The organism is Streptomyces sp. 11x1, assembly GCF_032598905.1.
Lineage (GTDB): Bacteria > Actinomycetota > Actinomycetes > Streptomycetales > Streptomycetaceae > Streptomyces.
In genome coordinates, this window is sequence record NZ_CP122458.1 from 2328951 (window position 1) to 2352363 (window position 23413).

Annotated in this window: 24 protein-coding genes; 13 read left to right on the plus strand and 11 right to left on the minus strand. The window is 70.7% G+C overall.

Going from position 1 to position 23413, the window contains the following annotated elements:
* Positions 1-29: 29 nt before the first annotated feature.
* The 3 genes from P8T65_RS10350 to P8T65_RS10360 all read right to left on the minus strand — a co-directional run bounded on the left by P8T65_RS10350 (position 30) and on the right by P8T65_RS10360 (position 3757).
* A complete protein-coding gene (locus tag P8T65_RS10350) occupies positions 30-1184 on the minus strand; it encodes a damage-control phosphatase ARMT1 family protein (RefSeq protein ID WP_316725137.1) in 1155 nt (384 codons plus the stop codon).
* Positions 1177-1803: a hypothetical protein gene (locus P8T65_RS10355; protein WP_316725138.1), complete on the minus strand. Its 627-nt coding sequence runs from the start codon at positions 1801-1803 to the stop codon at positions 1177-1179. The genes P8T65_RS10350 and P8T65_RS10355 overlap by 8 nt, the downstream gene beginning before the upstream one ends.
* 139 nt (positions 1804-1942) lie before the next feature.
* Entirely contained in the window at positions 1943-3757 is a 1815-nt protein-coding gene (locus P8T65_RS10360) for a S8 family serine peptidase (RefSeq protein ID WP_316725139.1), read from the minus strand.
* Positions 3758-4164: 407 nt separating this feature from the next.
* Here P8T65_RS10360 and P8T65_RS10365 point away from each other — a divergent pair, with 407 nt between their 5' ends.
* Positions 4165-5214 carry a lytic polysaccharide monooxygenase gene (locus P8T65_RS10365; RefSeq protein ID WP_399098670.1) on the plus strand — a complete coding sequence of 350 codons (1050 nt, stop codon included), beginning with the start codon at positions 4165-4167 and terminating at the stop codon, positions 5212-5214.
* Positions 5215-5319: 105 nt separating this feature from the next.
* On the opposite strand, the gene P8T65_RS10370 is transcribed toward P8T65_RS10365, so the two are convergent.
* A complete protein-coding gene (locus tag P8T65_RS10370) occupies positions 5320-5973 on the minus strand; it encodes a Tat pathway signal sequence domain protein (RefSeq protein WP_316725140.1) in 654 nt (217 codons plus the stop codon).
* A gap of 732 nt (positions 5974-6705) precedes the next feature.
* Here P8T65_RS10370 and P8T65_RS10375 point away from each other — a divergent pair.
* Positions 6706-7365 (plus strand): DUF6230 family protein, encoded by a 660-nt coding sequence (locus tag P8T65_RS10375; RefSeq protein WP_316725141.1) that lies wholly within the window; start codon positions 6706-6708, stop codon positions 7363-7365.
* A complete protein-coding gene (locus P8T65_RS10380) occupies positions 7365-7820 on the plus strand; it encodes a DUF6114 domain-containing protein (RefSeq protein ID WP_316725142.1) in 456 nt (151 codons plus the stop codon). Before P8T65_RS10375 ends, P8T65_RS10380 begins: the two co-directional genes overlap by 1 nt.
* A gap of 81 nt (positions 7821-7901) precedes the next feature.
* Here P8T65_RS10380 and P8T65_RS10385 read toward each other — a convergent pair whose 3' ends face one another.
* Positions 7902-8285, minus strand: coding sequence for a hypothetical protein (locus P8T65_RS10385; protein ID WP_316725143.1), 384 nt, complete (start codon positions 8283-8285; stop codon positions 7902-7904).
* Positions 8286-8484: 199 nt separating this feature from the next.
* Between P8T65_RS10385 and P8T65_RS10390 the strand changes: the two genes are divergently transcribed.
* Entirely contained in the window at positions 8485-9732 is a 1248-nt protein-coding gene (locus tag P8T65_RS10390) for a cytochrome P450 (protein ID WP_316725144.1), read from the plus strand.
* 59 nt (positions 9733-9791) lie between these two features.
* On the opposite strand, the gene P8T65_RS10395 is transcribed toward P8T65_RS10390, so the two are convergent.
* The 5 genes from P8T65_RS10395 to P8T65_RS10415 all read right to left on the minus strand — a co-directional run bounded on the left by P8T65_RS10395 (position 9792) and on the right by P8T65_RS10415 (position 13983).
* Positions 9792-11093, minus strand: a complete 1302-nt coding sequence (locus tag P8T65_RS10395; protein WP_316725145.1) for a cytochrome P450 — start codon at positions 11091-11093, stop codon at positions 9792-9794.
* Positions 11094-11197: 104 nt separating this feature from the next.
* Positions 11198-11800 carry an ATP/GTP-binding protein gene (locus tag P8T65_RS10400; RefSeq protein WP_230213217.1) on the minus strand — a complete coding sequence of 201 codons (603 nt, stop codon included), beginning with the start codon at positions 11798-11800 and terminating at the stop codon, positions 11198-11200.
* Positions 11778-12170, minus strand: a complete 393-nt coding sequence (locus P8T65_RS10405) for a DUF742 domain-containing protein (RefSeq protein WP_316725146.1) — start codon at positions 12168-12170, stop codon at positions 11778-11780. The genes P8T65_RS10400 and P8T65_RS10405 overlap by 23 nt, the downstream gene beginning before the upstream one ends.
* The gene (locus P8T65_RS10410; RefSeq protein WP_033529364.1) at positions 12167-12580 is read right to left on the minus strand and encodes a roadblock/LC7 domain-containing protein; all 414 of its coding nucleotides are present in this window, start codon (positions 12578-12580) and stop codon (positions 12167-12169) included. Before P8T65_RS10410 ends, P8T65_RS10405 begins: the two co-directional genes overlap by 4 nt.
* Positions 12577-13983, minus strand: a complete 1407-nt coding sequence (locus P8T65_RS10415) for an ATP-binding protein (RefSeq protein ID WP_316725147.1) — start codon at positions 13981-13983, stop codon at positions 12577-12579. Before P8T65_RS10415 ends, P8T65_RS10410 begins: the two co-directional genes overlap by 4 nt.
* Positions 13984-14345: 362 nt before the next feature.
* Here P8T65_RS10415 and P8T65_RS10420 point away from each other — a divergent pair, with 362 nt between their 5' ends.
* From P8T65_RS10420 to P8T65_RS10445, 6 genes are all read left to right on the plus strand, one after another.
* Positions 14346-15302 (plus strand): AraC family transcriptional regulator, encoded by a 957-nt coding sequence (locus P8T65_RS10420; protein ID WP_316725148.1) that lies wholly within the window; start codon positions 14346-14348, stop codon positions 15300-15302.
* 562 nt (positions 15303-15864) lie between these two features.
* A complete protein-coding gene (locus P8T65_RS10425) occupies positions 15865-17664 on the plus strand; it encodes an ATP-binding protein (RefSeq protein ID WP_316725149.1) in 1800 nt (599 codons plus the stop codon).
* The gene (locus tag P8T65_RS10430; RefSeq protein ID WP_184900610.1) at positions 17651-18088 is read left to right on the plus strand and encodes a roadblock/LC7 domain-containing protein; all 438 of its coding nucleotides are present in this window, start codon (positions 17651-17653) and stop codon (positions 18086-18088) included. Before P8T65_RS10425 ends, P8T65_RS10430 begins: the two co-directional genes overlap by 14 nt.
* Before the next feature lie 4 nt (positions 18089-18092).
* Positions 18093-18461, plus strand: coding sequence for a DUF742 domain-containing protein (locus tag P8T65_RS10435; protein ID WP_033529367.1), 369 nt, complete (start codon positions 18093-18095; stop codon positions 18459-18461).
* The gene (locus tag P8T65_RS10440; RefSeq protein ID WP_184900608.1) at positions 18439-19041 is read left to right on the plus strand and encodes an ATP/GTP-binding protein; all 603 of its coding nucleotides are present in this window, start codon (positions 18439-18441) and stop codon (positions 19039-19041) included. The genes P8T65_RS10435 and P8T65_RS10440 overlap by 23 nt, the downstream gene beginning before the upstream one ends.
* Positions 19042-19078: 37 nt before the next feature.
* The gene (locus tag P8T65_RS10445; protein ID WP_184900606.1) at positions 19079-19663 is read left to right on the plus strand and encodes a GAF domain-containing protein; all 585 of its coding nucleotides are present in this window, start codon (positions 19079-19081) and stop codon (positions 19661-19663) included.
* A 237-nt stretch (positions 19664-19900) separates the two neighbouring features.
* On the opposite strand, the gene P8T65_RS10450 is transcribed toward P8T65_RS10445, so the two are convergent.
* Entirely contained in the window at positions 19901-21136 is a 1236-nt protein-coding gene (locus P8T65_RS10450) for an acyl-CoA dehydrogenase family protein (protein ID WP_316725150.1), read from the minus strand.
* 819 nt (positions 21137-21955) lie between these two features.
* Between P8T65_RS10450 and P8T65_RS10455 the strand changes: the two genes are divergently transcribed.
* The 3 genes from P8T65_RS10455 (at position 21956) to P8T65_RS10465 (ending at position 23401) form a co-directional block, all read left to right on the plus strand.
* Positions 21956-22252 (plus strand): hypothetical protein, encoded by a 297-nt coding sequence (locus P8T65_RS10455; protein WP_316725151.1) that lies wholly within the window; start codon positions 21956-21958, stop codon positions 22250-22252.
* 73 nt (positions 22253-22325) lie between these two features.
* Positions 22326-22754, plus strand: coding sequence for a roadblock/LC7 domain-containing protein (locus tag P8T65_RS10460; protein ID WP_316725152.1), 429 nt, complete (start codon positions 22326-22328; stop codon positions 22752-22754).
* Positions 22755-22798: 44 nt separating this feature from the next.
* Positions 22799-23401, plus strand: a complete 603-nt coding sequence (locus P8T65_RS10465) for an ATP/GTP-binding protein (RefSeq protein ID WP_316725153.1) — start codon at positions 22799-22801, stop codon at positions 23399-23401.
* Positions 23402-23413: the final 12 nt, after the last annotated feature.

Here is a 23413-nt window from a genome sequence, read left to right on the forward strand (position 1 = left end):
GAGGAGCTGGGGCTGTGCCCCGCTCCCCGTCACATGCGCAGCTGGATCACGGCCCTCGTGCCGCTCGTGCGCCAGTGGTGGCCCTCCGTTGTCGTGAGGGTGGTTTCCGTTTCTGGGGTCAGGCCTGTGATGACGTCCGACTTGAGGGTGCGCAGGGCCGCCACGGGGGCCGGGAAATAGGAAGTGACCTCCGCGAAGGGGGTGGTGGGGGGCCAGAGGCGGTCGCCCACCAGGCGGCGGTAGTTGAGGTCGCCCTTCATCACGGTCAGGTCGGCGGAGGCGAAGTCCGCGCGCAGGTCGGCGGGCATGTCCGCGTAGGGCAGCGGGGCGCAGGAGAAGGGGTGGGTGCGCAGGATCAGGCGGCCTTCGCGGAGCGCCGCGTGCAGTCGGTGCCCTGCGTCGGTCTTCGCCGTGATCAGGTGGCGCACCGCGTCCAGGGTGTCGGCGGTGGTGGCGTCCGAGACGAAGTACGGGTACGGCTTCAGGTGCAGCAGGGCGCGGTCGAAGTGGCCGTGGGTGAGGAGGAGGTCGACGAGCAGCAGGTCGGGGATGAGTTCGCGGCCCGCGTTGTCGGCCACCAGGCAGAGCGTGCGGCCGGCGGAGCCGGACAGCAGGGAGAGGAGCGCGTCGCTGTCGTCCGCGACCAACGGGGAGTCGGTCGCCTTCTCCTCGGTGCTCTGGAGACGGAAGCCGAGGTCCGCCCGGTTGCCCCAGAGGGAGCCGTGGAGGAGGGCGTCGAGCTGGTCGGGCAGGGGGCGTTCCGCCAGGGGGCCGAGGGCGGTGAGTTCGGCGGCGGCCTCGGGGGTCTCCAGTTCGGCCAGTTTGAAGGGGCGGAACGGGTCGACTCCCTGCCAGGGGCCGGGGTCGAAGTAGCCGACGGCGCGCAGGAGTTGGCGGTAGAAACAGCTCTCGGCGGCCAGGAAGGGGAGGGAGAACCAGGAGCTGCCGGCATAGCGGCGGGCGTCCCAGGTGTCCCACCAGTCGTCGTCGGCCGGTGGCGCGACGGTGCCGTGGAGCGTGTCGTGCAGCAACTCGTCCAGCGCGCGGCGCTGTTGGGGACCGTAGGGCGTGGCGTCCTGGACCTTGCGGATGAGGGCGGGGTGCCGTTCGGCGAGGACGCTGTGCGGGAAGGAGGCCGGGTCGTCGCCGCGGACCACCGGGGCGGAGGCGGGGGCTTCAGGCATGGCCGTGGGCTCCTCCGGGGGCGGTGGGGCCGGCGGGTGTGCGGGGCGGCAGTTCCACCTGCTTCAGTTTCTCGTCGAGTTGCTTGGTGAAGCCGGCCTCGGTCCAGACGTACTTGCGGAACTGGTCCGTCGTCAGCGGACCCGGCCACGGGCTGCCGGTGGGGTAGAAGACGGACTCGCAGGACGCGCAGAAGCAGGCGGCGGCCCAGAGCTCCTCGGCGCGGGGCCTGCCCGCGGCGACGGTGGCGCGTTCGCGGGCCTCGCCCCGGACCACCCAGAGGGTGCCGACGAAGAGGAGGACGGCGAGGGCGGCGCCGCCGGTCGTGAAGAGGGGTTTGTCGTTCTGGACTCCGTGCCGGGCGAGGCCCGCGCAGACGAAGGCCAGGACCATGCCTTCCAGGAAGTGCGTGAAGCTGTCGAACCTCGACTCCACGCCCGGGGCCTTCGCCAGCCGGTCGGAGAGGCCGGAGCCCGGGGAGTCGGGGGCGGCGCAGGCATCGGGAACCGTGCGCACCGACGACCCCGAGGCACCGCAGCGGGGGCACACCGTCATGACCGGGGCCGCACCGAATCCCCCGGCCGACGTCTGCTTCGCTTCCTCGGACTTCTCTGTCGCCATGCGCATACGCTAACGCCCGGCGTGCATGCGCCGGCGGCCGACCGATGCCCGCTCGCATCGGTCGGCCGCCGGCAGTGGGGGGTGGCGGTCCATCGGGTCCGGCCGTTCGGCCGGAATCACGGGCCTGACGGCCCGGGACTCAGAAGGTCAGCTGCCAGCTGTTCAGCCGGCCGGTGTCCACTGCGGCGACGTCCTGGACGCGCAGCTTCCAGGTGCCGTTGGCGACCTCGCTGGAGGCGTTCACCGAGTAGGTGGTGACCAGGTTGTCCGCGGAGTCCGAGCTGGAGCTCTTCAGACGGTAGGTCGAGCCGTCGGGGGCCACCAGGTCCAGGACCAGGTCACCGCGGTAGGTGTGGGTGATGTCCACGCCGACCTGGAGGGCCGAGGGGGCGTTGCCCGTGCGGCCGGTGACGGAGATCGAGGACTCGACCGCCGCGCCGTTGTCCGGGATGGACAGGGACGTGGTGTTGGTGAAGGTGGTGCCCCCCGTGGAACCTCCACCGGTCACCGCCTGCACCGTCTTGGCCGCGTCGGCGAGGCCGGCGCCACAACCGCCCGAGCAGGTACCCGGCAGAGCACGCGAGTTGGTCTTGATCGCGGACTCGATCTGGGCCGGGGTCAGCGCGGAGCTCGCCGACTTCACCAGCGCGGCGAGGCCCGCGATGTGCGGGGCGGCCATGCTGGTGCCCTGGTAGTAGTCGTACGACTCGCTGCCGGGGGTCGAGGCGCCCGCGTTCAGCGTGGACAGGATGCCGCCGGTCTCGACGGTGCGGGTCTCGCCGCCGGGGGCCGCGATGTCGACGACCGAGCCGAAGTTCGAGTAGTACGAGCGGGAGCCGGCGCGGTTGGTGGCCGCCACCGAGATCACGTTGTTGCAGCTGGCCGGCGAGTAGTTGGCCGCGTTGGCGTTGCTGTTGCCGGCCGCGACGACGACCGTGGTGCCGCGGTTGACGGCGGCGTTGATCGCGGTCTGGGTCGCGGAGGTGCAGGCGCCGCCCCCGCCGAGGCTCATGTTGATGACCTTGGCGACGTTGGTGTTGGCGGGCACGCCGGAGACGGTGCCGCCGGACGCCCAGGTGATGGCGTCGATGATGTCGGAGTCGTAGCCGCCACACTTGCCGAGGACCCGCAGCGGGGAGACCTTGGCGCCGTAGGCGACACCGGCCACACCCTTGCTGTTGTTGGTGACGGCGGCGATGGTGCCGGCCACGTGAGTGCCGTGCCAGGAGGAGGTGCTGGCCGGGTCGCCCGCGGCGCACTCGCCCGCCGCCGTCCAGTCGCCGGGGTCGGCCGGGTTGCTGTCACGGCCGTTTCCGTCGTTGGCAACGGTGGTGTCGGCGATGAAGTCGTAGCCGCCGACGATGTTCGCGGCGAGGTCCGAGTGGGCGACGTAACCGGTGTCGATGACGGCGACCGTCACACCGGAACCGGTGGTCTTGTCCCAGGCGCCTGGCAGGTTCATGCCAGCCGTGGACTCGTAGAGGTCCCACTGCTTGGTGTACTCGGTGTCGTTCGGGGTGGCCAGCGCCTTGTTCAGGCGGTCCGGGACGACATAGGCGACCTGCGGGTCGGCCTGGTACTCGGAGATGACGTCGGCGACGTCCGTCTTGGTGAGGTCGTCGCCCAGGTCGACCAGGGCGGCACCGCTGCCGAGCCGGCGCTGGAAGTCGAGGCTCTCGCCGGCCTCCTTGCCCTTGGCGATGGCATCGGCGTCGGCAGCCTTGTTCGAAGTGGCCTCGGCGGCGCCGGACTTGTAGCCGACGATCAGGCGCTCGGCGACGGTGCCGGGCGCGGCCTCGGTGGCGCCGGCCACGGCGGGGGCGGCGGTGCCTGCCTTCGCGGACGGGGCCTGGGCGACGGCGACCGAGGAGGTCATGCCCGCCACCAGGGCGACGGAGACCGCGGCGACGGAGATGAGCTTCCGTCCTGCGGTACGAGAGGGAGAAGTACGCAAGGGCTTCGCCTTTCGTGGCCTGCTCATGTCAGGGGAGGAGCGGCGGTGAAGCGCTTCTTCATCGAAGCGGCGGGGGGTCCGGAAAGGGTTGGCGCAGAAACCGGCCAAGCGCGGGCCGTCCCACCAGGGGTTACCTATGGTTCGGCTGTGCGATGACATTAGGCAAAGCCCAGGTCATGGGGATACGGGGAAAACCCTCGACCCCTGGGGAACTCCCCTACGCCGCCCGGGAGTCGTGGCTCGATGTGCCGCTTCGCCGGTTTTGCCGTCGCTCTGCCGCCGCACGGCCCGCTGGCCGGATCCGACCGGTCGAACAGGCTCGGGGCGTTGAACGCGGCGCTCATGGGTCTCGTACGACACGGTGCACCGACCGTCAGCCCTCGACCTCCATGGATCGGACGTACCGGATGTACCGCTTGTCCGCCCACCGCGCGACCGCCCGTCGTGGCACCGGCCGCCCCGCGACCACCCGTCGGGCCACCGGCCGCCGCGCCGTCGTCATGGCCGCCGCGGCCACCGCGGTGGCCCCTCTGCTTCTCACCGTGGGCGCCGCCGGACCGGCTCTTGCGCACGGTGCGCCGACGGATCCGGTGAGCCGGGTCTCGGCGTGCTCGCCGGAGGGGGACAGTCAGGGCACGGCGGCGTGCAAGGCCGCCGTCGCCGCGAACGGGGCGCCTTTCACCGCGTGGGACAACATGCGGATCGCCGGTGTGAACGGGCGGGACCGGGAGGTCGTCCCCGACGGGCGGCTGTGCAGCGGAGGGCTCGCGGCCTACCGGGGGCTCGACCTGGCCCGCGCCGACTGGCCCTCGACCCGCCTCTCCCCCGGGGCCACGCTGGATCTGACGTACCGGTCGACGATCCCGCACACCGGCACCTTCAAGCTGTTCCTGACGAAGCCGGGGTACGACCCCACGAAGCCGCTGAAGTGGTCCGACCTGCCCGAGGAGCCGTTCGCCTCGATCACCGACCCGCCGCTGCGGAACGGCTCGTACCGGTTCTCGGCGAAGCTGCCGGCCGATCGGGCCGGGCACCATGTGCTCTACACGATCTGGCAGAACACGAGCACGGTCGACACCTACTACTCGTGCTCGGACGTGGTGTTCCCGAAGGCGAAACAGGCCGACTCCGGTTCGGACGGCGGGAGTTCGGACGGGACGCCGGCCGAGGACGAGAAGACCGCGGCCGGGAAGCCGACCACCGGGAAGGCGAGCGAGGAGAAGCCCCGGCCCGCGACGACAGCGCCGACGCCGTTCACCGAGACACCGGCCGCCGGCCCCGACGACGCCGGGGGCGAGGCGCGGGCGGCCGACGCCGGCAGTCCCGTTGCCTCCACGACCGACGAGAGCGGCACCTCCGTACCGCTGGTGGCGGGCGGCGCCACGATCCTGGTGCTCACCGTGGGCGCCGCCCTCCATCTCCGCGGACGAGGGCGCCGCTCTCGCGTCGACGGCTGATCGGGCAAGCGACCGGGCCGCCGATCGAGGCGACTGACCGGACGACCGGTCAGCGCCTCGGGCCGGTCACCGACCGCCGGACCGGTGACCGACCTGCTGGTGCGGTCAGTTGGTGAAGACCGTCGCGCCGCCCTGGGCGGTGTCCGCGACGGGCGCGTACTTCGCCGTGAAGTAGCCGCTGGCGAAGCACAGCGAGGAGCCCGAGGTCTTGGTGAAGGCCTGGGCGGTGAAGTTGATGCTGTTGTCGGTGTTGTTGGAGGTGCCGGTGATGCTGGGGGCCTGGTAGACGCAGTTGATGGTGCCCAGCAGCGTGCGCAGCACGACGGTGGTCTGGATGACCGAGCCCGAGGCCGGGCTGACCGTGACGACACCGTCGGAGGTCACGGAGGTGGTGTAGGGCAGGTTGTTGACGGTGACACTGGTGACGCCGGTCACACCGAAGACGTTGCTGGTGCAGCTGCCGAAGGTGTGGGCGTCCACGGCCTCGGTGGCCGTGCCGGGCGCCGCCGGGTTGTCGGTGACCGTGGCGGTGAAGGTCGACGCGGCACAGGAGACGCCGCTCGTCCCGGTCGCGCTGGAGCGGAACGTGGCGGCCGTGCCGGAGGCCAGCGAGGCGCTCAGGACGTCGCCGACCGCGACCGCGTCACCGGCGGGGCCGCCGGTGGTGAGCACGGTGTCCGCGGCGGAGGCGGGGCTGACGGCCGACACCAGCAGGGCGGCGGTGCCGGCGGCGAGGGCAAGGAGGGATCGCGTACGCATGGGGGTGCCTCTTCTCGGGAAGCGAGGGCCGGTCGGGCCCTCGGCAAGTGCGGGTGACAGCCCTCGACGGTGCGTGGACTGCGGTGATGGCGCGCGAGTGGTCACCGTTCGCGCGGGGGAACGCGGCGATGCCGCACGGCGCCGTACGGTCGCCGCCGATCCGTGGCACGCCTTCTCCGTACGTGACGGACCGGCAGCGACAGCCGGGGACCGGGACACGGCCCAGTGGAGGGAAGGCGACCGTGCCCGGCACCGCGGCGAGGGGTGGTGCTGCGTGGGCCGCGCAGCGCGTTCAGGTGGGTCACCACGCCCCGTCGACGACGGGGCGTTCGGGACGGTGACAGGCGCTGCGCGTCGGATCCGGCGCCACGGATCCGTGGGGGAAACCCGGGAGAGTTGTAGACCTGAAGAAGAGTCAACGTCAAGGCATCGCAAGCAAGTTGATGGCCAAGCAGCGGTTCGGAGTTGGCCGAGATCAGTGGCCTCCGGAGACAAAACCAAAGGTGAGAGATGTTCAGCTTTCACAGGGACGGCACAACCAACATCCTTTTGCCACAAGCACCTTGACCCTTGAAAGTAACCACCGGTAACTTCCCGAATGGCTACTGCGGCGTAGCAAGTAAGCCCTTGCACCACGGGAGGTGCTCTCGGGCGTGCGCCGCAACCGCTGTCCGCGCCAGGACAACGTGCCGTTGCCCCAACTGCAATGACTTGGAAGTCCAGGGAGCACACATGGCCTCGTCCTCGGACGTCACGGCGTCCACCAATGAAAGACCCGAGGGTCCCGAAGCGTCCGGCAGACGCGGGCGGGTCCGCCTGAAGCGCGCCGCGGTGATGGCGGTGCCGGCCACGGCGGTCGCCGCCGGTCTGATGATCATGACCGCGCAGGGCGCTCTGGGTGTCCAGTTCGCCATCTCGGGCATGCCGTTCGTCGTCACCGCCGACAAGCTCGACGGCGAGGGCTTCGCCCAGTTCGGCGCGCTGGACCACATGATCGAGAACAGCCCGAACGAGGGTGACACCGGCGGTCAGGTGCTGGTCGTGACCTCGGTCGTGAAGAACGGCAAGCTGACGAACCTCTGCCAGAGCGTGGACCTCGGCGGCATCCAGCTGGTCCTCACCGCCGGCAACAAGGGCACGCCGGTGAGCGTGAAGAACCTGGCGATCGACTCCGACGACATCTCGGGTGACGCCTCGTTCAACAACATCGAGATCGGCCGTGACTCCAGCACGTTCGACAAGGTGGACCAGAAGGGTCAGCCCGGCGTCTACGGCCAGCAGGCCGACACGGTCACGATCACCGACCTGTACCAGCACAACTACGCCGCCACGGCTGCCGTCTTCAAGCTCCCCGACCTGCACATGAACTTCCGGAGCGAGGGCTGCGACTAGTGAGCGACTTCCGGGAATGGAGAGGTCACCGGCCGTTCGCCGGTGGCCTGCTGCTGGCGTTGGGCGGCGCCGAGATCCTGCTGACGATGAAGGCGCCGCTCCCGGTCATCCTGAAGATCGGCATGCAGGGGCTGGCGGGCTATCTCCTGCCCTCGCTGATGATCGTGTGCGGGTTGCTGATCATCTTCAATCCCGCTCAGCGCCTGTTCTACTCCATCCTCGGGATCATGCTCTCGCTGGGCACGTGGCTCACGTCCAACATCGGCGGGTTCGTCGTCGGACTGCTGATGGGGGCGGTGGGCAGCACGCTGGCCTTCGGCTGGCTGCCCGATCAGGAACCCAGGCAGAAGCGGTCGGCGAAGCGGGCGGAGAAGGCGGCGCGGGCTTCGGCGCAGGCGCCGGCTTCGGCTTCGGCTTCGGAGAAGTCGGAGAAGCACGCCGCAGAGCTCGGGTAGTCGCGGTAGTTCGGCGAGTACCGGCCGTTGTGGTGGTTCGCGCGGTTCCCCGTGCCCCCTGGGGGGTGCGGGGTTCGGCGTTTACAGGGGAGCCGACGCTGTCGTCAGCGCCCGGTGCAGCCGGGCCGTGTTCGTCCAGTAGGTGTCGTGGGTGAGCGGGACGCACCAGTAGAGGCCGGGGCCGGCGGTACGGCGTAGCGGCGGGACGGCCACGTGACTGCCCCGGCCGAGGACCTGGACGTCGGGCAGGTGCCAGGCGGACGCGTCGCCCGGCGGGACCAGCCAGTACATGATGCCGCCGTAGCCGTCCTTGATGACGGCGCCGCTCTCGTCCCCGAGGGACGCGAGGGCCCGCGCGCCGAGGGCCACCGGCACCCGTACGGCGTTCCACCACCGCCCGGCGGGCACGGTGCGTACTTCGGGACTGTAGGCACACATCCAGCGCGGGGCCCTGCTGACCATCATGGAACTCACCGGCTCTTCATGGGGGAGGTGGGCCCGATCCTAGGAGCGGTCTCCGCGGCCGACTTGCGAGTACGCGCAGGGAAGTTGCCGTCGTACGCAGCGCGCGGGACACGATCTCGCCCGGCCGTGCCGTCGAGCCGTAGCGTGACCGGGCTTGCACGTTGCGCTGTTGGACCGTCTTCGACCCAGGAGGACCCCCATGGGCCACCCGAGCCCCTTAGTGATCGACCCGACCGGCCGTGACATCCACGGCGAGGCCGCCCGTATCCGCGAGACGGGTCCGGCGACCCGGGTCGTGCTGCCGGGGCCGCCGGCCGTCGAGGCCTGGGCCGTCAGCAGCCCTGAGCTGCTCAAGCGGCTGCTCACCGACCCCCGGGTGTCGAAGGACGCGCGGCAGCACTGGCCGCGGTTCGCCGCCGGTGAGATCACGCCGGAGTGGCCGCTGTTCACCTGGGTCGCCGTGCAGAACATGTTCACCGCGTACGGCGGGGACCACAAACGGCTGCGCACGCTGGTCGCCAAGGCGTTCACCGCGCGCCGCACCAACGCCCTGCAGCCGCGTATCGAGGAGATCACCAAGGGGCTGCTGGACCGGATCGAGGAGGGCTTCCTGCGCGCCGGGACCGTCGATCTGCGGGAGGAGTTCTGCTATCCGCTGCCGATCCAGGTGATCACCGAACTCTTCGGGCTGCCCGAGGAACGGGGCCTGGAACTGCGCGAGTTGGTGGACAGGATCTTCGACACCTCCGCCGATCCCGGTGAGATGACCGCCGCGTTCGGGCGGTTGCAGGCCGTGCTGGCCGAACTCGTCGCCGCCAAGCGGGAGTCGCCCGGCGACGACCTCACCTCCGGGCTGATCTCCGCCCGCGACGAGGACGAGACCCGGCTCAGCGAGCAGGAACTCATCGACACGCTGGTGCTGATGATCAGTGCCGGGCACGAGACCACCGTCAACCTCCTCGACCAGGCCGTCCACGCCCTGCTGGCCCACCCCGAGCAGCTCGCCCATGTCCGGGAGGGCCGGGCGACCTGGGACGACGTGATCGAGGAGACGCTAAGGACGCAGGCGCCGGTGGCGAGCCTGCCGCTGCGCTACGCCGTGGAGGACCTCGCCCTCGCCGAGCTGGGCGGGCCCGAGGGGGTGGTGATCGCCAAGGGCGAGCCGATCCTGGCCGCGTACGCCGCCGCCGGACGCGACCCCGAGCGGCACGGGAAGGAGGCCGACGCCTTCGACGTCACCCGGGCCGACAAGGAACACCTCGCCTTCGGCCACGGGGTCCACCACTGCCTGGGCGCCCCGCTCGGCCGCCTGGAGGCCCGCATCGCACTCCCGGCACTCTTCGCCCGCTTCCCGGCACTGGAACTGGTGGCCACGGAGGACCAGTTGGGTCACGTGGAGTCCTTCATCTCCAACGGTCACCGCCACCTACCGGTCCGCCGCACCTGACGAAGCCCGGCGCCGGCCCTGCCGCCTCTTCCCGGAGCCACCGCCGGGGGCGCGGCCCCCTACTCTCCGCGCCACCAGGCCAGTAGGCGGGACCAGCCGCTTCTCGGGCGGGCGGGGGCGGGGGGGCGGGGGGTGCCGTTCGGGCCCTGGGGGCGGTTCGGGGTGGCCGGCCTGGGGCGTGGGGGCTGCGTGACCACCGTCGTCGTCGGCGGGAAGGTCACCGGCAGTGCCGCCAGGGCCCGGTGGAAGGGGCCCGGACGCCATTCCAACGCCTCCACGGGCGCGGCGAGATCGACGTCGGGCAGCCGGTCCAGGAGCTTCTCCACCGCCACCGACGCGATCAGCCGGGCCTCGCTCTGCGCGGGGCAGTTGTGCGGGCCCGCGCTCCACGCCAAGTGGGCCCGGTTGCCCGTCCGCTGATTGCTCGTCAGAGCCGGGTCGGTGTTGGCCGCCGCCAGCGAGACGACCAGCGGATCGCCGGCCCTCAGCAGCGCGCCCTCGTACACCACGTCCCGCTTCGGGTAGTGCACGGCGTAGTTGGCCATCGGCGGATCGGTCCACAGCACCTCGTCGAGCGCGTCCTCCACGGGGAGGCTGCCCCCGGACAGATCACCGGCGAACCGGTCGTCGGAGAGCAGCAGCCGCAGCGCGTTGGCGATGAGGTTCTGCTGCGGCTCGGTGCCCGCGCCCATGAGCACGACGAGGGTGTGGATCATCTCCTCGTCGGTGAGTCCCGCCGGGTGCAGGGTGAGCCAGGACGTCACGTCGGCCCCGGGCTGCTTCCGCTTGAGCGTGACCAGCTCGAAGAGCGTGGTGGTGAGCAGCTCGTTCGCGCGCTCGGCGTCCACCCCGTCGAAGATGCCGGACATGCCCTCGACCAGCTTCAGCCCCAGCTCGGCCGGACAGCCGAAGAGGTGGTTGAAGACCAGCAGGGGCAGCACCTGGGCGTACTCCCCCAGGAGGTCCGCCTCGCCCGTGGGCGCGAACCGGTCGATGAGGGTGTCGGCGCTGCGTTCGACATAGCCGCGCAGGGTGTTGGGCTCGACGCGGGCGAGACTGTCGGTGATGGCACCGCGCAGCCGCCGGTGCTCCTCCCCGTCGGAGAACAGGGCGTTGGGCCGGTACATCATCATCGGGACGACAGGGCTGTCCGGGGGGACGGTTCCGTCCGCGAGGTCGTTCCAGCGGCGTGGGTCCTTGGAGAAGGTCTCCGTGCTGCGCAGCACGTGCAGGGCGGCGTCGTAGGAGGTGACCAGCGTGGCCCGTACGCCGGGGGCCAGCTCGACGGGTGCGGTCGGGCCGGTCGCGCGCACCCTCCTGTAGAACGCGGCTGGGTCGGCGGCGAACTCCGGCCCGTACATGGGCTGGTGGGCCGGACAACCCGGCGGCGGACCGGACGGACCTGACGGGCCGGATGTGCCGGATGGACCGAGGGGGTCGGAGGGACCGGACTGCGGTGCGGGGGTCACGCGGGCTCCAGTTCGGTCTTGCGGTCCAGGAGGTATGCGACGAGGGCGATCAGCGCCCGGGTGGAGGAGTCCGGGTCACGGGCGTCGCAGCGCACCAGCGGCGTCTCGTCCAGCAGGTCGAGCGCTTCGCGCACCTCGTCCAGGCCGTGCACGGGCGCGCCGTCGAAGTCGTTGACGGCGACGGCGTACGGCAGGTCGAGCTCCTCCAGGACGCCCATCACCTCGAAGGAGTGGGACAGCCTGCGGGTGTCGGCGAGGACCAGCGCGCCGAGGGCGCCGCGGGTCATGTCCTGCCAGAGCCTGGTGAAGCGCTGCTGTCCGGGGGTGCCGAACAGGTAGAGCACCAGGGAGTCGTCGAGGGTGAGCCGGCCGAAGTCCATGGCGACCGTGGTGGTGGTCTTGTCACGGGTGCCGGCGAGGTCGTCGACGAGCGCGCCGGCCTCGGTCATGACCTCCTCGGTGCGCAGCGGCCGGATCTCGGAGAGCGTGCCGACGAACGTGGTCTTGCCGACCGCGAAGTGACCGACGACCAGCAGCTTGGCCGCCGTTCTCACCGTGGGTCGCAGATAGACGTCGTCAGAGGCGGGCGCGGAGCCCATCGAGGACCTCCTGGAGGATTTTCGCGTCGGACGGCCGGGCGGCCGAGAGGGAGGCACCCGCGCGAGCCTGTTCGAGCGCGGGGGACGAGGCGCGGGTGGCGACGTGACCGCTGTCCATGAGGTCGGCGACCAGCACCTTGGTCACGCTGACCGGCAGTTCCAGACGGCTCGCCACCTCGGCCAGGGAGAGCGAGCCGGGCCGGCACAGGTCCATCACCCGGCGCTTCTCCGGACTGAGCCCGGTCAGCGGCAGATCGGTCGCGGCGACCAGCAGCGTGACCAGGTCCAGGGTGTTGCGGGTCGGATGGGCGCGGCCGTCGGTGACGACGTACGACCGCACCAGCCGCCCCCGTGGCCGGCGGGGGGTCATGCCCTGCTGCCCGTGTCCAGCCGTGCCGGGCTGGTCAGTTCCTTGCCGAGGCGGTCGACGAGCTTGTGCATGCGGTACGTCACCGCCTCCATGTCGACCTCGTCGCCGGTGGAGACCGCGAGATAGGCGCCCTCGCCGGCCGCGACGAGGAAGACGAAACCGTGTCCGAACTCGATCAGGGTCTGTCGCCACGGGCGGTCGGCGGGCCCGCAGAACTCGGAGGTGCTGCGGCTGATGGACTGCAGCCCCGAGAGCCCGGCGGCGAGGCGCTCGGCGTCGTCGCGGTCGATGTCGGCGGAGTGGGCACGGAGCATGCCGTCGGCGGAGAGCAGGATGGCGTGCCGCGCCTCGGGAACCTTCAGCACGTCGTCGAGCATCCAGCCCAGCTCGTTGTTCGTGGGCTCGATCATGCGTGGGGGGTCCCTTCGTTCTGGTGGGAGGTGGGCGCCGCGGCGCGATCACCGTCTCGGTCACGGTCACCGTCGCGGTCACCGTCGCGGTCGTGGTCACCGTCGCGGTCCGGCACGTACTCCTCCTCGTCGAGGATGCGTCCCGCCGCGCGGCCGAACCGGGTGCCGCGGGCGAAGGCGCCCATGAGGCGGGCGTTCTCCTCGGGAGAGCGGCCGGGGGGCTCCTCGGGCCGTGCCACGGGCTCCGGTTCAGGGGCGGCGGTCCGCCTGGGGGTGCGTCGACGGCGCTTGGGCAGTCCGCCCTCGGTGGTCGCGGCGGGGGCGGTCTCGACGGTCGATTGGCGGGGGCCGGGGGCGGCCTCGGTCACGGGCGTACGGGCGAGTCGCGGCTCCGGGGCGGGGGCCTCCACGTGGGTGAGCAGCGCGGTGGGCAGGAAGGCAACGGCGCGGACACCGCCGTACGGGGAGCGCGTGTCCACGGAGACGGTGAATCCGTAGCGCCGGGCGAGCATCCCGATGACGGCGAAGCCGAACTGGGGCGGGTCGTCGAGGCGGGTGACGTCCACCTCGGCGTCGCCGGAGAGCAGCAGGGTGGCGCGCCGCACGCCGTGGGCGTCCATACCGACACCGGCGTCGTCGACGATCACGCAGGCGCCGTTGTGCACGGTCTGGACGTTGACCTCGACGGTGGTGTTGGGCTGGGAGTGCCGGGCGGCGTTGTCGAGGAGCTCGGCGAGCGCGAGGACGACCGGTTCCACGGCGCGGCTCTCCACCGCGAGGTCGACCTGGCCGTGGACGCGGACGCGCCGGTAGTCGCGGATGCGCGAGGTGGCGCCCCGGACGACCTCGACGAGCGGGGAGGTGGCCCGCTGCCGGCCCGGCCAGGAGCCGCAGAGGACGGCGATGGCCTGGGCGCGCCGCCCGAACTGCGCGTTGGTGTGGTCGACTTCGAGGAGGTCGCGCAGCACGTCGGGGTCGTCGTGCCGCTCCTGCATCTCGGAGATGGACATCTGCTGCTCGTTGGCGAGGGCCTGGATGGAGCGCATGGACGCCTTGAGCGCGGCCTTGGCGGACTGGTCGGCCCGGTGCTGCGCGTGCTCGACGGCGCCGGAGAAGCGGGCGAGCACCTCGTCGAGGCCCTTGCCGAAGTCCGTACCGGCCAGACGGCCGTCGAGCGGTCCGACGCCGGGCACGCTCTGGCCGGGGTGGTCGGCGAGGGCCGGCAGGCGGACCGTGACCAGATGGCGCAGCTCCTCGTCCCGGGCCCGCACGTCATCGGCCAGATCGGCGTTCCTTCCGCGCTGTCGCCTGGTGATCCCGTGCTGGCGCAGCAGGAGTACGGCGGTGGCGAACAGGGCTGCCGCGAGGGCCCAGATCACCGCCTGCGATATCGGTTCGGTCATGAAGTACGAGTCCTAACGTCCTCAAGTCCCCCGGCGTCGGAGGGTCCCGGGACGCCGGCGGGAGTTGACGGAGCGCACGACGCTAGCGGCGCCACCGCACGGGCACTTTCCGTGACGCGCAGGGAAGTTGTCACAGGGCGCAGGAGTGGCGCAAGGGGCGTGATGCGCAGGGAGAGGTTCCCAAAGGCATATTCAGCCAATCGGCCGGGCGGCACGGCAACCGCTTGCCACGCTAGGGTGCCCTCCGTGTCCGACCGTACGGTAACTGTCTTTGATCAAGCAGAAGTTGAAGATTTTCGTACGGGGGACCGTGAAAGACAACGAGGACATCGTCGGGTGCCCGGCACCAAGGAGGGAGAGCGTTGCCCGCGGGAAGTTACAGCGTCGAGGCGCTGACCACCGAGGAGCTGGCCCCGCGCGAGCGTGCCGACTTCTGGACCGAGCAGATCGGCTCGTACCAGTCCCGGATGGGCTTCAGATACGCGCGGGCGGAGAACTTCCGCGGCGAGACGCTCCGGCAGCGCACCGACACGTATCAGTTGGTGAAGTACCGGTCCGACGAGATCGAGTACACCCGCACGATGCGTCAGGTACGCCAGGATCCCGACGAGGACTACCGGCTGCTGCTGCCGATGAGCGGTGAGATCGTGCTGCGGCAGGAGGGCGAGGAGGCCCGGCTGACCCCGGGCACGGCCGCGCTGGTCACCTTCGCCTCACCGTTCCAGTGCCTGCAGAGCGACGCCATCGACGCGTTCATCTTCACCATCCCGGCCCGTGAGGTGGACGGCCGGCTCAACACCAGGTCGCCGGTGGCCAGCGGACTGAACCTCGCGACCGGTCTCGGCCGTATCGTCGGCTCGATGCTGACGGAGCTGCACGAGGAGCGCGAGCACCTCACCGACCCGGAGTTCAACGCCGTCTCCGACCGGGTGGTGGAGCTGGTGTGCATGCTGGCCGCAGGCGACGACCGCCCCGACGTCCCCGGGCAGCTGGGCGAGGTGGAGACGATGGTCCGCCGCTATGTGCGCGACCACGCGGCGGATCCGAATCTCACGGGTACGGCGGTGGCGCGCGCCCTCGGCTGGTCGCTGCGCCAGATCCAACTGGCCCTGCAGCAAGCGGGCACCACGCCCCGTGAGCTGATCCGGGAGGAGCGGCTGCGCCTGGTCCGGGACCGCTTGCTGTGCGCGGAGTGCGAGCACCTGACGATAACCGACCTCGCCTACGCCGCGGGATTCTCCTCGGCGAGCGCCTTGAGCACGGCCTTCCGGCGACGCTACGGCGTCAGCCCCCGGGAGATGCGCCAGAGCATACGCTGACTCAACTTCGCGTCGTGATCAGGGAGTTCGGACGGGATCGGGACAACTGGAGCCACGTGTGAGTAGGTTCTCACACCGGACTTCCGTATCGTTCCGTTGAAGTCTAAATTTTGATCAAAGCATGGCCGACCATCGACCCCTGGTCGCTTTCCGGCCCTCGTGGTGTGAATGTTCCTGGAGTGCGTCGTGCCCACGGTGTGCGACCTCGCCTCTTTCGCGCCCGACTCCGCTCGTCCGGGCGGTCGTTGACACGAGGCAACGCACCGCCTGATGGCGAGAATCATGCGTTCGCCACAGCCGGGAACGACGCCAGGAACGGCCGAATCCGCAGGTGACCCCCCTCCCGGCAGCCCCTCTTTCACAGCTGGCGCGACGTCGTGACGGAGGTGTGAAGAACTGCACCGGCGCCGCCTTGCGCGGAGACGGTAGAAAGGCGTCGCGGACCCTTGCCGCGCTGACGGCACCTCAGGTGGCAGGCCTCCCCTGAGGGTCTAGGACCGCTGGTCAGATAGTTGACGTTCTTCGCTACTCTGTCGCGTACTGGCTGATCGAGAGGACTCCGATGCCTGAACCCCCACCCTTCGCAACGACCCCGGATCACGGTCGGCGGGACACCACCACTCCCCCGTCCCGTCACCGGCACGGAAAGCCCGGGGTGTCGGATTCCGCGAACTCCTCCGCAGCACAGTCCCGACTGACACGGCTCGCCGTTCTTCCGGCCGCATTCATGGCCGGAATATCCACCGCCGTCACGGGCACGGTCCTGCGGCTCCAGGACGGTACGGCCGACGCCGCCACCTGGGGAGTGCTGGCGGGCGGTGCGGTCCTGGGCTGCGGCTGTCTGGCCGGAGCCGTGCTGTCGGCCAGGAAGCGGGCGAGGTCGGACGCACGGCGCGCCGAGTCGCTGCGCCAGGCCATCACCAACGGCAACTGGGCGCTCGACGAGGACCTGACCCGCCTCAAGCGCGGCGAACAGCTGCTCTCGCGCGGCTTCGCCTACCAGGCCCCACGTGGCGAGGACCCGTACCAGAAGCTGGAGTACGACGTCACCGAGGCCCAGCACCGGGCCCGGGAGGCCCTCGTCTGGGCGGCGAGCTACTTCCAGGCGGCCTCCGACGACAACAGCGACAAGGTCGAGGTCTTCGTCAACCTGGCCCGCAGGCTCCAGTCGCTGGTGCACCGCACCATCCGTGAACTGGACGACCTGGAGAACCAGGTCGAGGACCCGGACCTGCTCCGCCGGATCTTCGGCATCGACCACCTGGCCACCCGAATACGCCGGCACGCCGAGAACCTCGCGGTGCTCGGCGGGGCGGTCTCCCGGCGCCAGTGGACGAACCCGGTGACCCTGACCGAGGTGCTGCGCTCCTCCATCGCCGAGGTCGAGCAGTACTCCCGCGTCAAACTGGTGCCGCCCATCGAGGGCACGCTGCGCGGCCACGCGGTCGCCGACGTCATCCACCTGCTGGCCGAGCTGGTCGAGAACGCCACGATGTTCTCCCACCCCGACACCCAGATCCTCCTGCGCTCCCGCCGGGTGACCGCCGGCATCGCCATCGAGGTGGAGGACCGCGGCCTGGGCATACCCCAGGAGGACCAGGACCGGATCAACACCCTGCTCGCCGACCCGGCCCGCATCGACGTCGCCAAGCTGCTCGCCGACGGCCGGATCGGTCTGTTCGTGGTCTCCTCGCTGGCCCGTCGGCACGGCATCGCGGTCCAGCTGCAGGGCAACATCTACGGCGGTGTGCAGGCGATCCTGGTGCTCCCGCAGGGGCTGCTGGGCGACGAGGAGGGGCAGGCACCCGTGCAGGCCCCGGTCCAGGCACGGCCGCCCGCCGCCCCCCGGCCGGCTCAGACGCCCCCGCCCGCCTGGCAGCCCTCACCACCGCACGCGGCTCCTCCGGCCGCCGCACCGTCGCACGCGCACGCGGCTCCCCCGGCCCACACCGCCTCCCAGGCCGGTCCCCCGCCGGGCATGCCGCAGCGGTCGGCCGCGCCCGCGCCGCCCCCGGCGGCCGCCCGGCACGAGCGGGCCCAGCCCGTCTCCGACGTACGGTCGGAGTACCGCCCCTCCGGGTACGACCGCCCGGCGGCCGCACCGCGCGGATCCGGCGGGTCCGGCAGGCCGAACCTGCCCAAGCGGCGTGCGATGGAGCACCTGGCGCCCGAACTCCGCCAGGGCCCCCTGCCACGTCCCGACACCACCGAGCAGGAGCTGAACTTCAGCCCCGGCCTCCTGGCCGGAATCAATCGAGGCTTCGGTCTCGCCGGCGCGACCTCCGACGCGATCCCCGTCGACGACGCGCGCTGGGCCTCGCCCCAACCGCAAGGAGAAGAACCCCACCATGGTGAGCGATAGCCACCCCACCGGGCAGAACATCGACTGGCTGCTGGACAACCTCAAGAAGACCGTTCCCGGTACCCGGCAGGTCCTGTTGCTCTCGTCCGACGGCTTGAGCAAGGCACATGTGGATCTGAGCACCGACGACGCCGACCGGCTGGCCGCGATAGCCTCCGGGCTCAACTCCCTGGGCCGTTCCTTCGGTCACGACAGGGTGCTGGGCAACGGCGGCACCGTGCGCCAGGTCATCGTGGAGCTGCACAACGGCATCCTCATCGTGGCCTCCGCGGGCCACGGCGCCGTGCTGGCGGTCACCGCGGACGCGTCGACGCACACCGAGACGCTCGGCTACGAGATGGGCATGCTCATCCGGGCCGTGCAGCCGTTCCTGGCCACGCCTGCCCGCCGCTCGACCATCGCGCCGTCCGGCGCGGGGATGTGACGCGATGACGGACGAGCTGTTCCTGGACGAGGAGGCCGGACGCTTAGTCCGGCCGTTCACCGTCAGCAACGGGCGCACTCGACCCTCGACATCCTTCGACCTGCTCACTCTGGTGATGGCCACCGGTGTCCGGCCGCTCGCAGACCTCGGCCCCGATCACGACATGGTGCTCGGGCTGTGCGTCAGGCCAGTGCCGGTGGTCGAGGTGGCCGCGCGGATGAACCTGCCGATCGCGGTCACCAAAGTCCTGTTGTCCGACCTGGTGCAGCACGAGGCGCTCACCGCACGGGCGCCCCGTGCCGTAGAGGCGGCCTCCGCCGCCAACCGAGAAGTTCTGGAGGCGGTGCTTGATGGCCTACGCGCACGACTCTGACCCGTTCCCGACCGCCCTGAAGATCCTCGTGGCGGGCGGATTCGGGGTGGGCAAAACGACCTTCGTGGGGGCGGTCAGCGAGATCGCGCCGCTGAGCACCGAGGAGGTCATCACCACGGCCAGCGCCGGCACGGACAGCCTCGCCGGGATCGAGGAGAAGTCCACCACCACGGTGGCCCTCGACTTCGGCCGGATCACCCTCGGCTCGGACCATGTCCTGTACCTGTTCGGCACGCCGGGGCAGGAACGCTTCTGGTTCATGTGGGACGAGCTCTCCGACGGGGCGCTGGGCGCGGTGGTGCTCGCCGACACCCGTCGGCTCGACGCGTGCTTCCCCGCGGTGGACTTCTTCGAGGTGCGCGGCATCCCGTTCGTCGTGGGGGTGAACGAGTTCGACGGCGCCTACCAGTACTCCGTCGAGGAGGTCCGGGACGCCATCGGCCTGAAGTCCCATGCACCGATCGTGTTCTGCGACGCCCGGCACTGCAGCTCCGGTACGGGCGTGCTCGTCGAACTCGTGCAGCATCTGCTCGCCATGACCCCACCCGTGGCTTCGCACCAGCCGCCCGCGCTGCGTTGACACCCGCTCAACTCGGCCGATCTCGAACGGAGTTCTGATGAACAGCCCCTATTCCGCCTATGAGCCACCGCTCGACCGCCTGCTCCTCACCCCCGAGGATCCGGGGGCGCCGCAGCGTGCCGCGAGGCTCGCCCAGCTGGGGCTCGCCGACACCCCCCGGGCCGAGTTCGACGCGTTCGCGCGCCGGCTGGCCCTGGAGCTGGACGCACCGTACGCGATGGTCAACTTCGTCGACGACCGGCGTCAGTTCTTCGCCGGGCTCTACACGCCGGACGCCGGCCCCGTGAACATCGCGCAGGGGCAGGCGGCCGAGACCTCGATGAGCCGGGAGATGCGCCTGGACCACGGTTTCTGCCCGCACACCGTCAAGCGGACGGCGGCCCTGGTGCTCGACGACGTCTGCGACTACCCGCGGTTCGCGGGCAACCCGGTCGTCGACGAGATCGGCATCCGCTCCTACATGGGGGCGCCGCTGGTCGACACGCTGGGCGGCATGAACCTCGGCACGATCTGCGTCGTCGACACCGACTCCCGTACGTGGGGACGGCAGCGACTGGAGATCATCAAGCACATGGCCCAGGAGATGTCCGACCGGATCCAGGCCATCGCCGGCGGCCACTGAGGCCGATCCGGCGCCGCCGGTCCGTCCCGGTCGAGGAGAGACGGGCCGGGGGGTTCCGGCCCCCGGGAGACGAAAGCCGCGGACACGTCGTCGTGTCCGCGGTTCTCTGCGTTTCCGCACGCCGGGTGTGACCGCCGTCACGACCTGCGGGTCGGTGGAGCTTCTCGCGCGGTTCCCCGCGCCCCTTGCGGGGCGCGGTGCCGCGCCCGGACCCGCGGAAATCGTTTCGGCCGGTTCTCAGACCAGTTCTCCGACCGGGACCGGTTCCTGTTGCCGCTCATCGGCCTGTGGCGTACGGACCAGCTCGGCGAGCCGTTCGGACCACTCGCCCTTGTTCTCGCCGAGCGCGAACTCGCCCAGCCGCAGGCCCTGGATCTCGGAGGTGCCGGCGGGCGCGTAGATGTGGAAGGCGTCGCGCAGATAGCGCTCCAACGGGCGGTCGGTGAACAGGCCGCACGCGGCGTGCATCTTGACGGACTCCTGGGCCGACTCGATGGACGCCTCGACGTTGTAGAGCTTCGCGGACATCAACTCGACGTCGCAGGGCCGCCCGTTGTCCAGCAGGTGCGCGGCGAGATAGGCGCTCTGCCGGGCGAGAGTGAGGCGTTGCAGCATCCGCCCCAGCTCGATCTTGATGTTGGGCAGGTGCCCGAGCGGCTTGCCGTAGCGCTGGGTCTCCCCGCAGTACCGCGCGGTCTCCTCGAACACCGCCTGGTGGATGCCCAGGGACACCGCGGTCAGGTTGAGGCGGCCGTAGAGCACCGACGAGGAGTAGGCGACGGCCAGCCCCTCGCCCTCCTCGCCGAGCCGGTTGGCGGCCGGTACCCGGCAGTTGTCGAAGATGAGCTCCCCGAAGCTGAACCCGTGCAGGCCCATGGAGGGCACCTGGGGCGCCAGGGAGAAGCCGGGACGGTCGGACTCCACCAGGAAGGCCGTCATGCCCTTCGAGCCCGGTCCGGTGCGCACCACGACCCCGTGCACGTCGCCCACATGGCTGTTGCCGACGAAGACCTTGCGGCCGTTGAGGATGTAGTCGTCGCCGTCCCGTACCGCGCTGCTCTCCATGCCGGCCACGTGGCCCCCCGACCCCGGCTCGGTGACGGCGATGGTGGGCAGCACCTCTCCCGCGGCGATCTTCGGCAGCCAGTGCCGCTTCTGGCTGTCGTCGCCGAAGTGGATGATCTTGGCGACGCCCAACTGGGAGGCCTGGACCATGGCCCCCATCGCGCCGCTCACCCGGGACAGTTCCTCGATGATGATGGTCTTGGCGAGGTGGCCCGCGCCCATGCCGCCGTGAACGGGGTCGATCGTGGCACCGATCCAGCCCTGTTGGGCGATCAGACGGGAGAGCCCCACCAGCGCGGTGCGGGATGCCTCCATCTCGGGTATCAGGGGGCGTACCACCCGCTCGGCGAACTCGCGTACGCGATGCCGCAGATCTTCGTGATCCTGGGTTGTGAAGACGTGTTCCACGCCAAGCCCTTCTAGGCGTTTACCCGCGCCCGGGGGAGACGCGGTGGCTGTGCGCCGATCATGGTTCGGTTGCGAGTCTGACCGACTGGAACATGGTCTACAAATCAACCTCTTACGCCAAGATCGTTTAGGGGGTTTGGCCGAAACATTGACAGTTGAATTATGAGCCCAAATGTGAGATACGAGTACAGCGATGTCCACATTTTGATACTTTCCGAGCCGAACTTGCACGACTGCCTCAACTCGGGACCAGGCGACGGCAGACCTGGCGACCAGCCAAACCCCTTACAGCGCAAGGCGTGTTCGCACTGTGCACCGCCAAATACCAAACCGCGGCGCCCCGCGTGGGGGTTTGAGCAGGTCATCATAGATTTCAAGCCACCCCCCGGGAGGGTGGTTGTGGCCACGAAGTGCCGATCCTGCGGGGCTGTCGTGTCGACAAGTCCGCTTTCCCCGAGCCCTCCGGAACCTTCTGCTCCGCCGTTCCGTCCCCGGCACCCTCCGGCCGTCTCGGGGCCCGCGCCAAGTGCGCCCGCCCCGCGACGAGTTACGGTCGGGCCGTCGAGCGGGCCCGGGACCGGACAAGTGCTGACGACGGGCCCCGGGTCCTGATACCGTTCCGTCGCCCGCCGACTTCCGCCGACGGTGTGTCAAGCCGGGCACAGAGGATGCCGGGCGGCTCGCGGGCGCACCCCCACCGCCGTCGGACGTTCACTGTCGTACGAGGAATCAGATGCCAGGCACCCTCCCCCGCGCTCGCACCGAGTCGCGCGGCGGGACCCCCACCGGCACCACACGCGCTGCGAACCGGCGGCCCCGATGAGCGGTGACACGCCCCGCGGCGGGACCGGCGCCGCGCCCCTCCCGCAGGGCCTGCCCCGGCGGGCCCGGAACGCCCCGCCCGCGCCACGGCCCAACGAGAACGCACCCGAGGTCCCCTCCGCAGCCGACGGCGACGACGCCGAGGACACGCTCAGCCCCGAGGACCTGGCCCGCGTCATGGTGGCGATCCAGCGGGGCTCGACGCGGGCCCGCCTCGCCGAACCGCGCGACGACCACGGCATCCACAGCACCGACGGCCGACCGGCACCCCGACCAGGTCCCGAGGCCTCCTGACGGGCGCTGCCCCGGCGCCCCGACGACCCGGCGCCGCCCCTGGCGCCGACCGACCGTGAGGAACACGCACGACATGACTGAGCAGGAACGACCCGGTCCCCAACTGGACTGGCTGCTGGACGGACTCGTGGAACGCATACCCGAGATCCACTGTGCCATCGTGCTCTCCGGGGACGGCCTTCTCATCGGCAAGTCGAAGGACATCCGGTTCGACGACGCGGAGCACCTGTCGGCCGTCGGCTCGGGCATGCACAGTCTCGCCAGGGGCGTGGCCCGTCACTTCCAGGGCGGCGAGGTCCAGCAGACCGTCATCCAGATGGAGCGGGCGTTCCTCTTCGTCACCGCCGCGGGGCGGGGCGCGCGGCTCGCCGCGATCGCCTCGGAGGAGGTGGACGTCGGCATGATGGCATTCGAGATGGGCACCTTGGTCAAACAGGTCGGCAAATACCTGAGCGCGGCGCCCCGTTCGGAAACCCCCTCCGCTTACGTGCAGGACGCGTGAACCGCGCGAGCGGCCGGGCCTGGAACTCGTCGAAAGGGTGATGGATGGTGTCCGTCAGCTCCGGGCCGGTCGTACCCACCGCCCTGAAGATCCTCATCGCGGGCGGTTTCGGCGTCGGCAAGACCACGATGGTCGGCTCGGTGAGCGAGGTGACCCCGCTGGCGACCGAGGAGCACATCACCGCGGCGGGCAGACGCGTGGACGACATGAGGGGCGTCGAGAAGAAGGTCTCGACCACCGTCGCCCTGGACTTCGGCCGCATCACGTTCTCCCCCGAGCTGGTGCTGTATCTCTTCGGCACGCCGGGACAGGACCGCTTCTGGTTCATGTGGGACGACCTGTGCAGCGGTGCCCTCGGGGCCGTCGTCCTCGCCGACACCCGTAAGCTCGACGCCTGTTTCCCCGCGGTCGACTTCTTCGAGTCCCGCGACATCCCCTTCGCGGTCGGCGTCAACTGCTTCGACGGGAAGCGTGAGGTGGACGTCGAACAGGTCCGCCGGGCACTCGACCTGTCGCCCGAGGTCCCGGTCCTGCTCTGCGACGTACGGCAGCGCCACTCCAGCAAGGAACTCCTGCTGGCGGTGCTCGGCGCGGCCCGCCGCAGGATGGAGGCCCGCCTGGTGGCGGCGGGGCTCCGCCCGGGCTGAACCCCCGCACGG

Coding starts and splice junctions, on each gene's coding strand:
- P8T65_RS10350 (WP_316725137.1), bottom strand. CDS start 1,184: ATGCCTGAAGCCCCCGCCTCCGCCCCGGTGGTCCGCGGCGACGACCCG.
- P8T65_RS10355 (WP_316725138.1), bottom strand. CDS start 1,803: ATGGCGACAGAGAAGTCCGAGGAAGCGAAGCAGACGTCGGCCGGGGGA.
- P8T65_RS10365 (WP_399098670.1), top strand. CDS start 4,165: ATGTACCGCTTGTCCGCCCACCGCGCGACCGCCCGTCGTGGCACCGGC.
- P8T65_RS10370 (WP_316725140.1), bottom strand. CDS start 5,973: ATGCGTACGCGATCCCTCCTTGCCCTCGCCGCCGGCACCGCCGCCCTG.
- P8T65_RS10375 (WP_316725141.1), top strand. CDS start 6,706: ATGGCCTCGTCCTCGGACGTCACGGCGTCCACCAATGAAAGACCCGAG.
- P8T65_RS10385 (WP_316725143.1), bottom strand. CDS start 8,285: ATGATGGTCAGCAGGGCCCCGCGCTGGATGTGTGCCTACAGTCCCGAA.
- P8T65_RS10390 (WP_316725144.1), top strand. CDS start 8,485: ATGGGCCACCCGAGCCCCTTAGTGATCGACCCGACCGGCCGTGACATC.
- P8T65_RS10395 (WP_316725145.1), bottom strand. CDS start 11,093: ATGTACGGGCCGGAGTTCGCCGCCGACCCAGCCGCGTTCTACAGGAGG.
- P8T65_RS10400 (WP_230213217.1), bottom strand. CDS start 11,800: ATGGGCTCCGCGCCCGCCTCTGACGACGTCTATCTGCGACCCACGGTG.
- P8T65_RS10405 (WP_316725146.1), bottom strand. CDS start 12,170: ATGACCCCCCGCCGGCCACGGGGGCGGCTGGTGCGGTCGTACGTCGTC.
- P8T65_RS10410 (WP_033529364.1), bottom strand. CDS start 12,580: ATGATCGAGCCCACGAACAACGAGCTGGGCTGGATGCTCGACGACGTG.
- P8T65_RS10415 (WP_316725147.1), bottom strand. CDS start 13,983: ATGACCGAACCGATATCGCAGGCGGTGATCTGGGCCCTCGCGGCAGCC.
- P8T65_RS10425 (WP_316725149.1), top strand. CDS start 15,865: ATGCCTGAACCCCCACCCTTCGCAACGACCCCGGATCACGGTCGGCGG.
- P8T65_RS10430 (WP_184900610.1), top strand. CDS start 17,651: ATGGTGAGCGATAGCCACCCCACCGGGCAGAACATCGACTGGCTGCTG.
- P8T65_RS10435 (WP_033529367.1), top strand. CDS start 18,093: ATGACGGACGAGCTGTTCCTGGACGAGGAGGCCGGACGCTTAGTCCGG.
- P8T65_RS10440 (WP_184900608.1), top strand. CDS start 18,439: ATGGCCTACGCGCACGACTCTGACCCGTTCCCGACCGCCCTGAAGATC.
- P8T65_RS10445 (WP_184900606.1), top strand. CDS start 19,079: ATGAACAGCCCCTATTCCGCCTATGAGCCACCGCTCGACCGCCTGCTC.
- P8T65_RS10455 (WP_316725151.1), top strand. CDS start 21,956: ATGAGCGGTGACACGCCCCGCGGCGGGACCGGCGCCGCGCCCCTCCCG.
- P8T65_RS10460 (WP_316725152.1), top strand. CDS start 22,326: ATGACTGAGCAGGAACGACCCGGTCCCCAACTGGACTGGCTGCTGGAC.
- P8T65_RS10465 (WP_316725153.1), top strand. CDS start 22,799: ATGGTGTCCGTCAGCTCCGGGCCGGTCGTACCCACCGCCCTGAAGATC.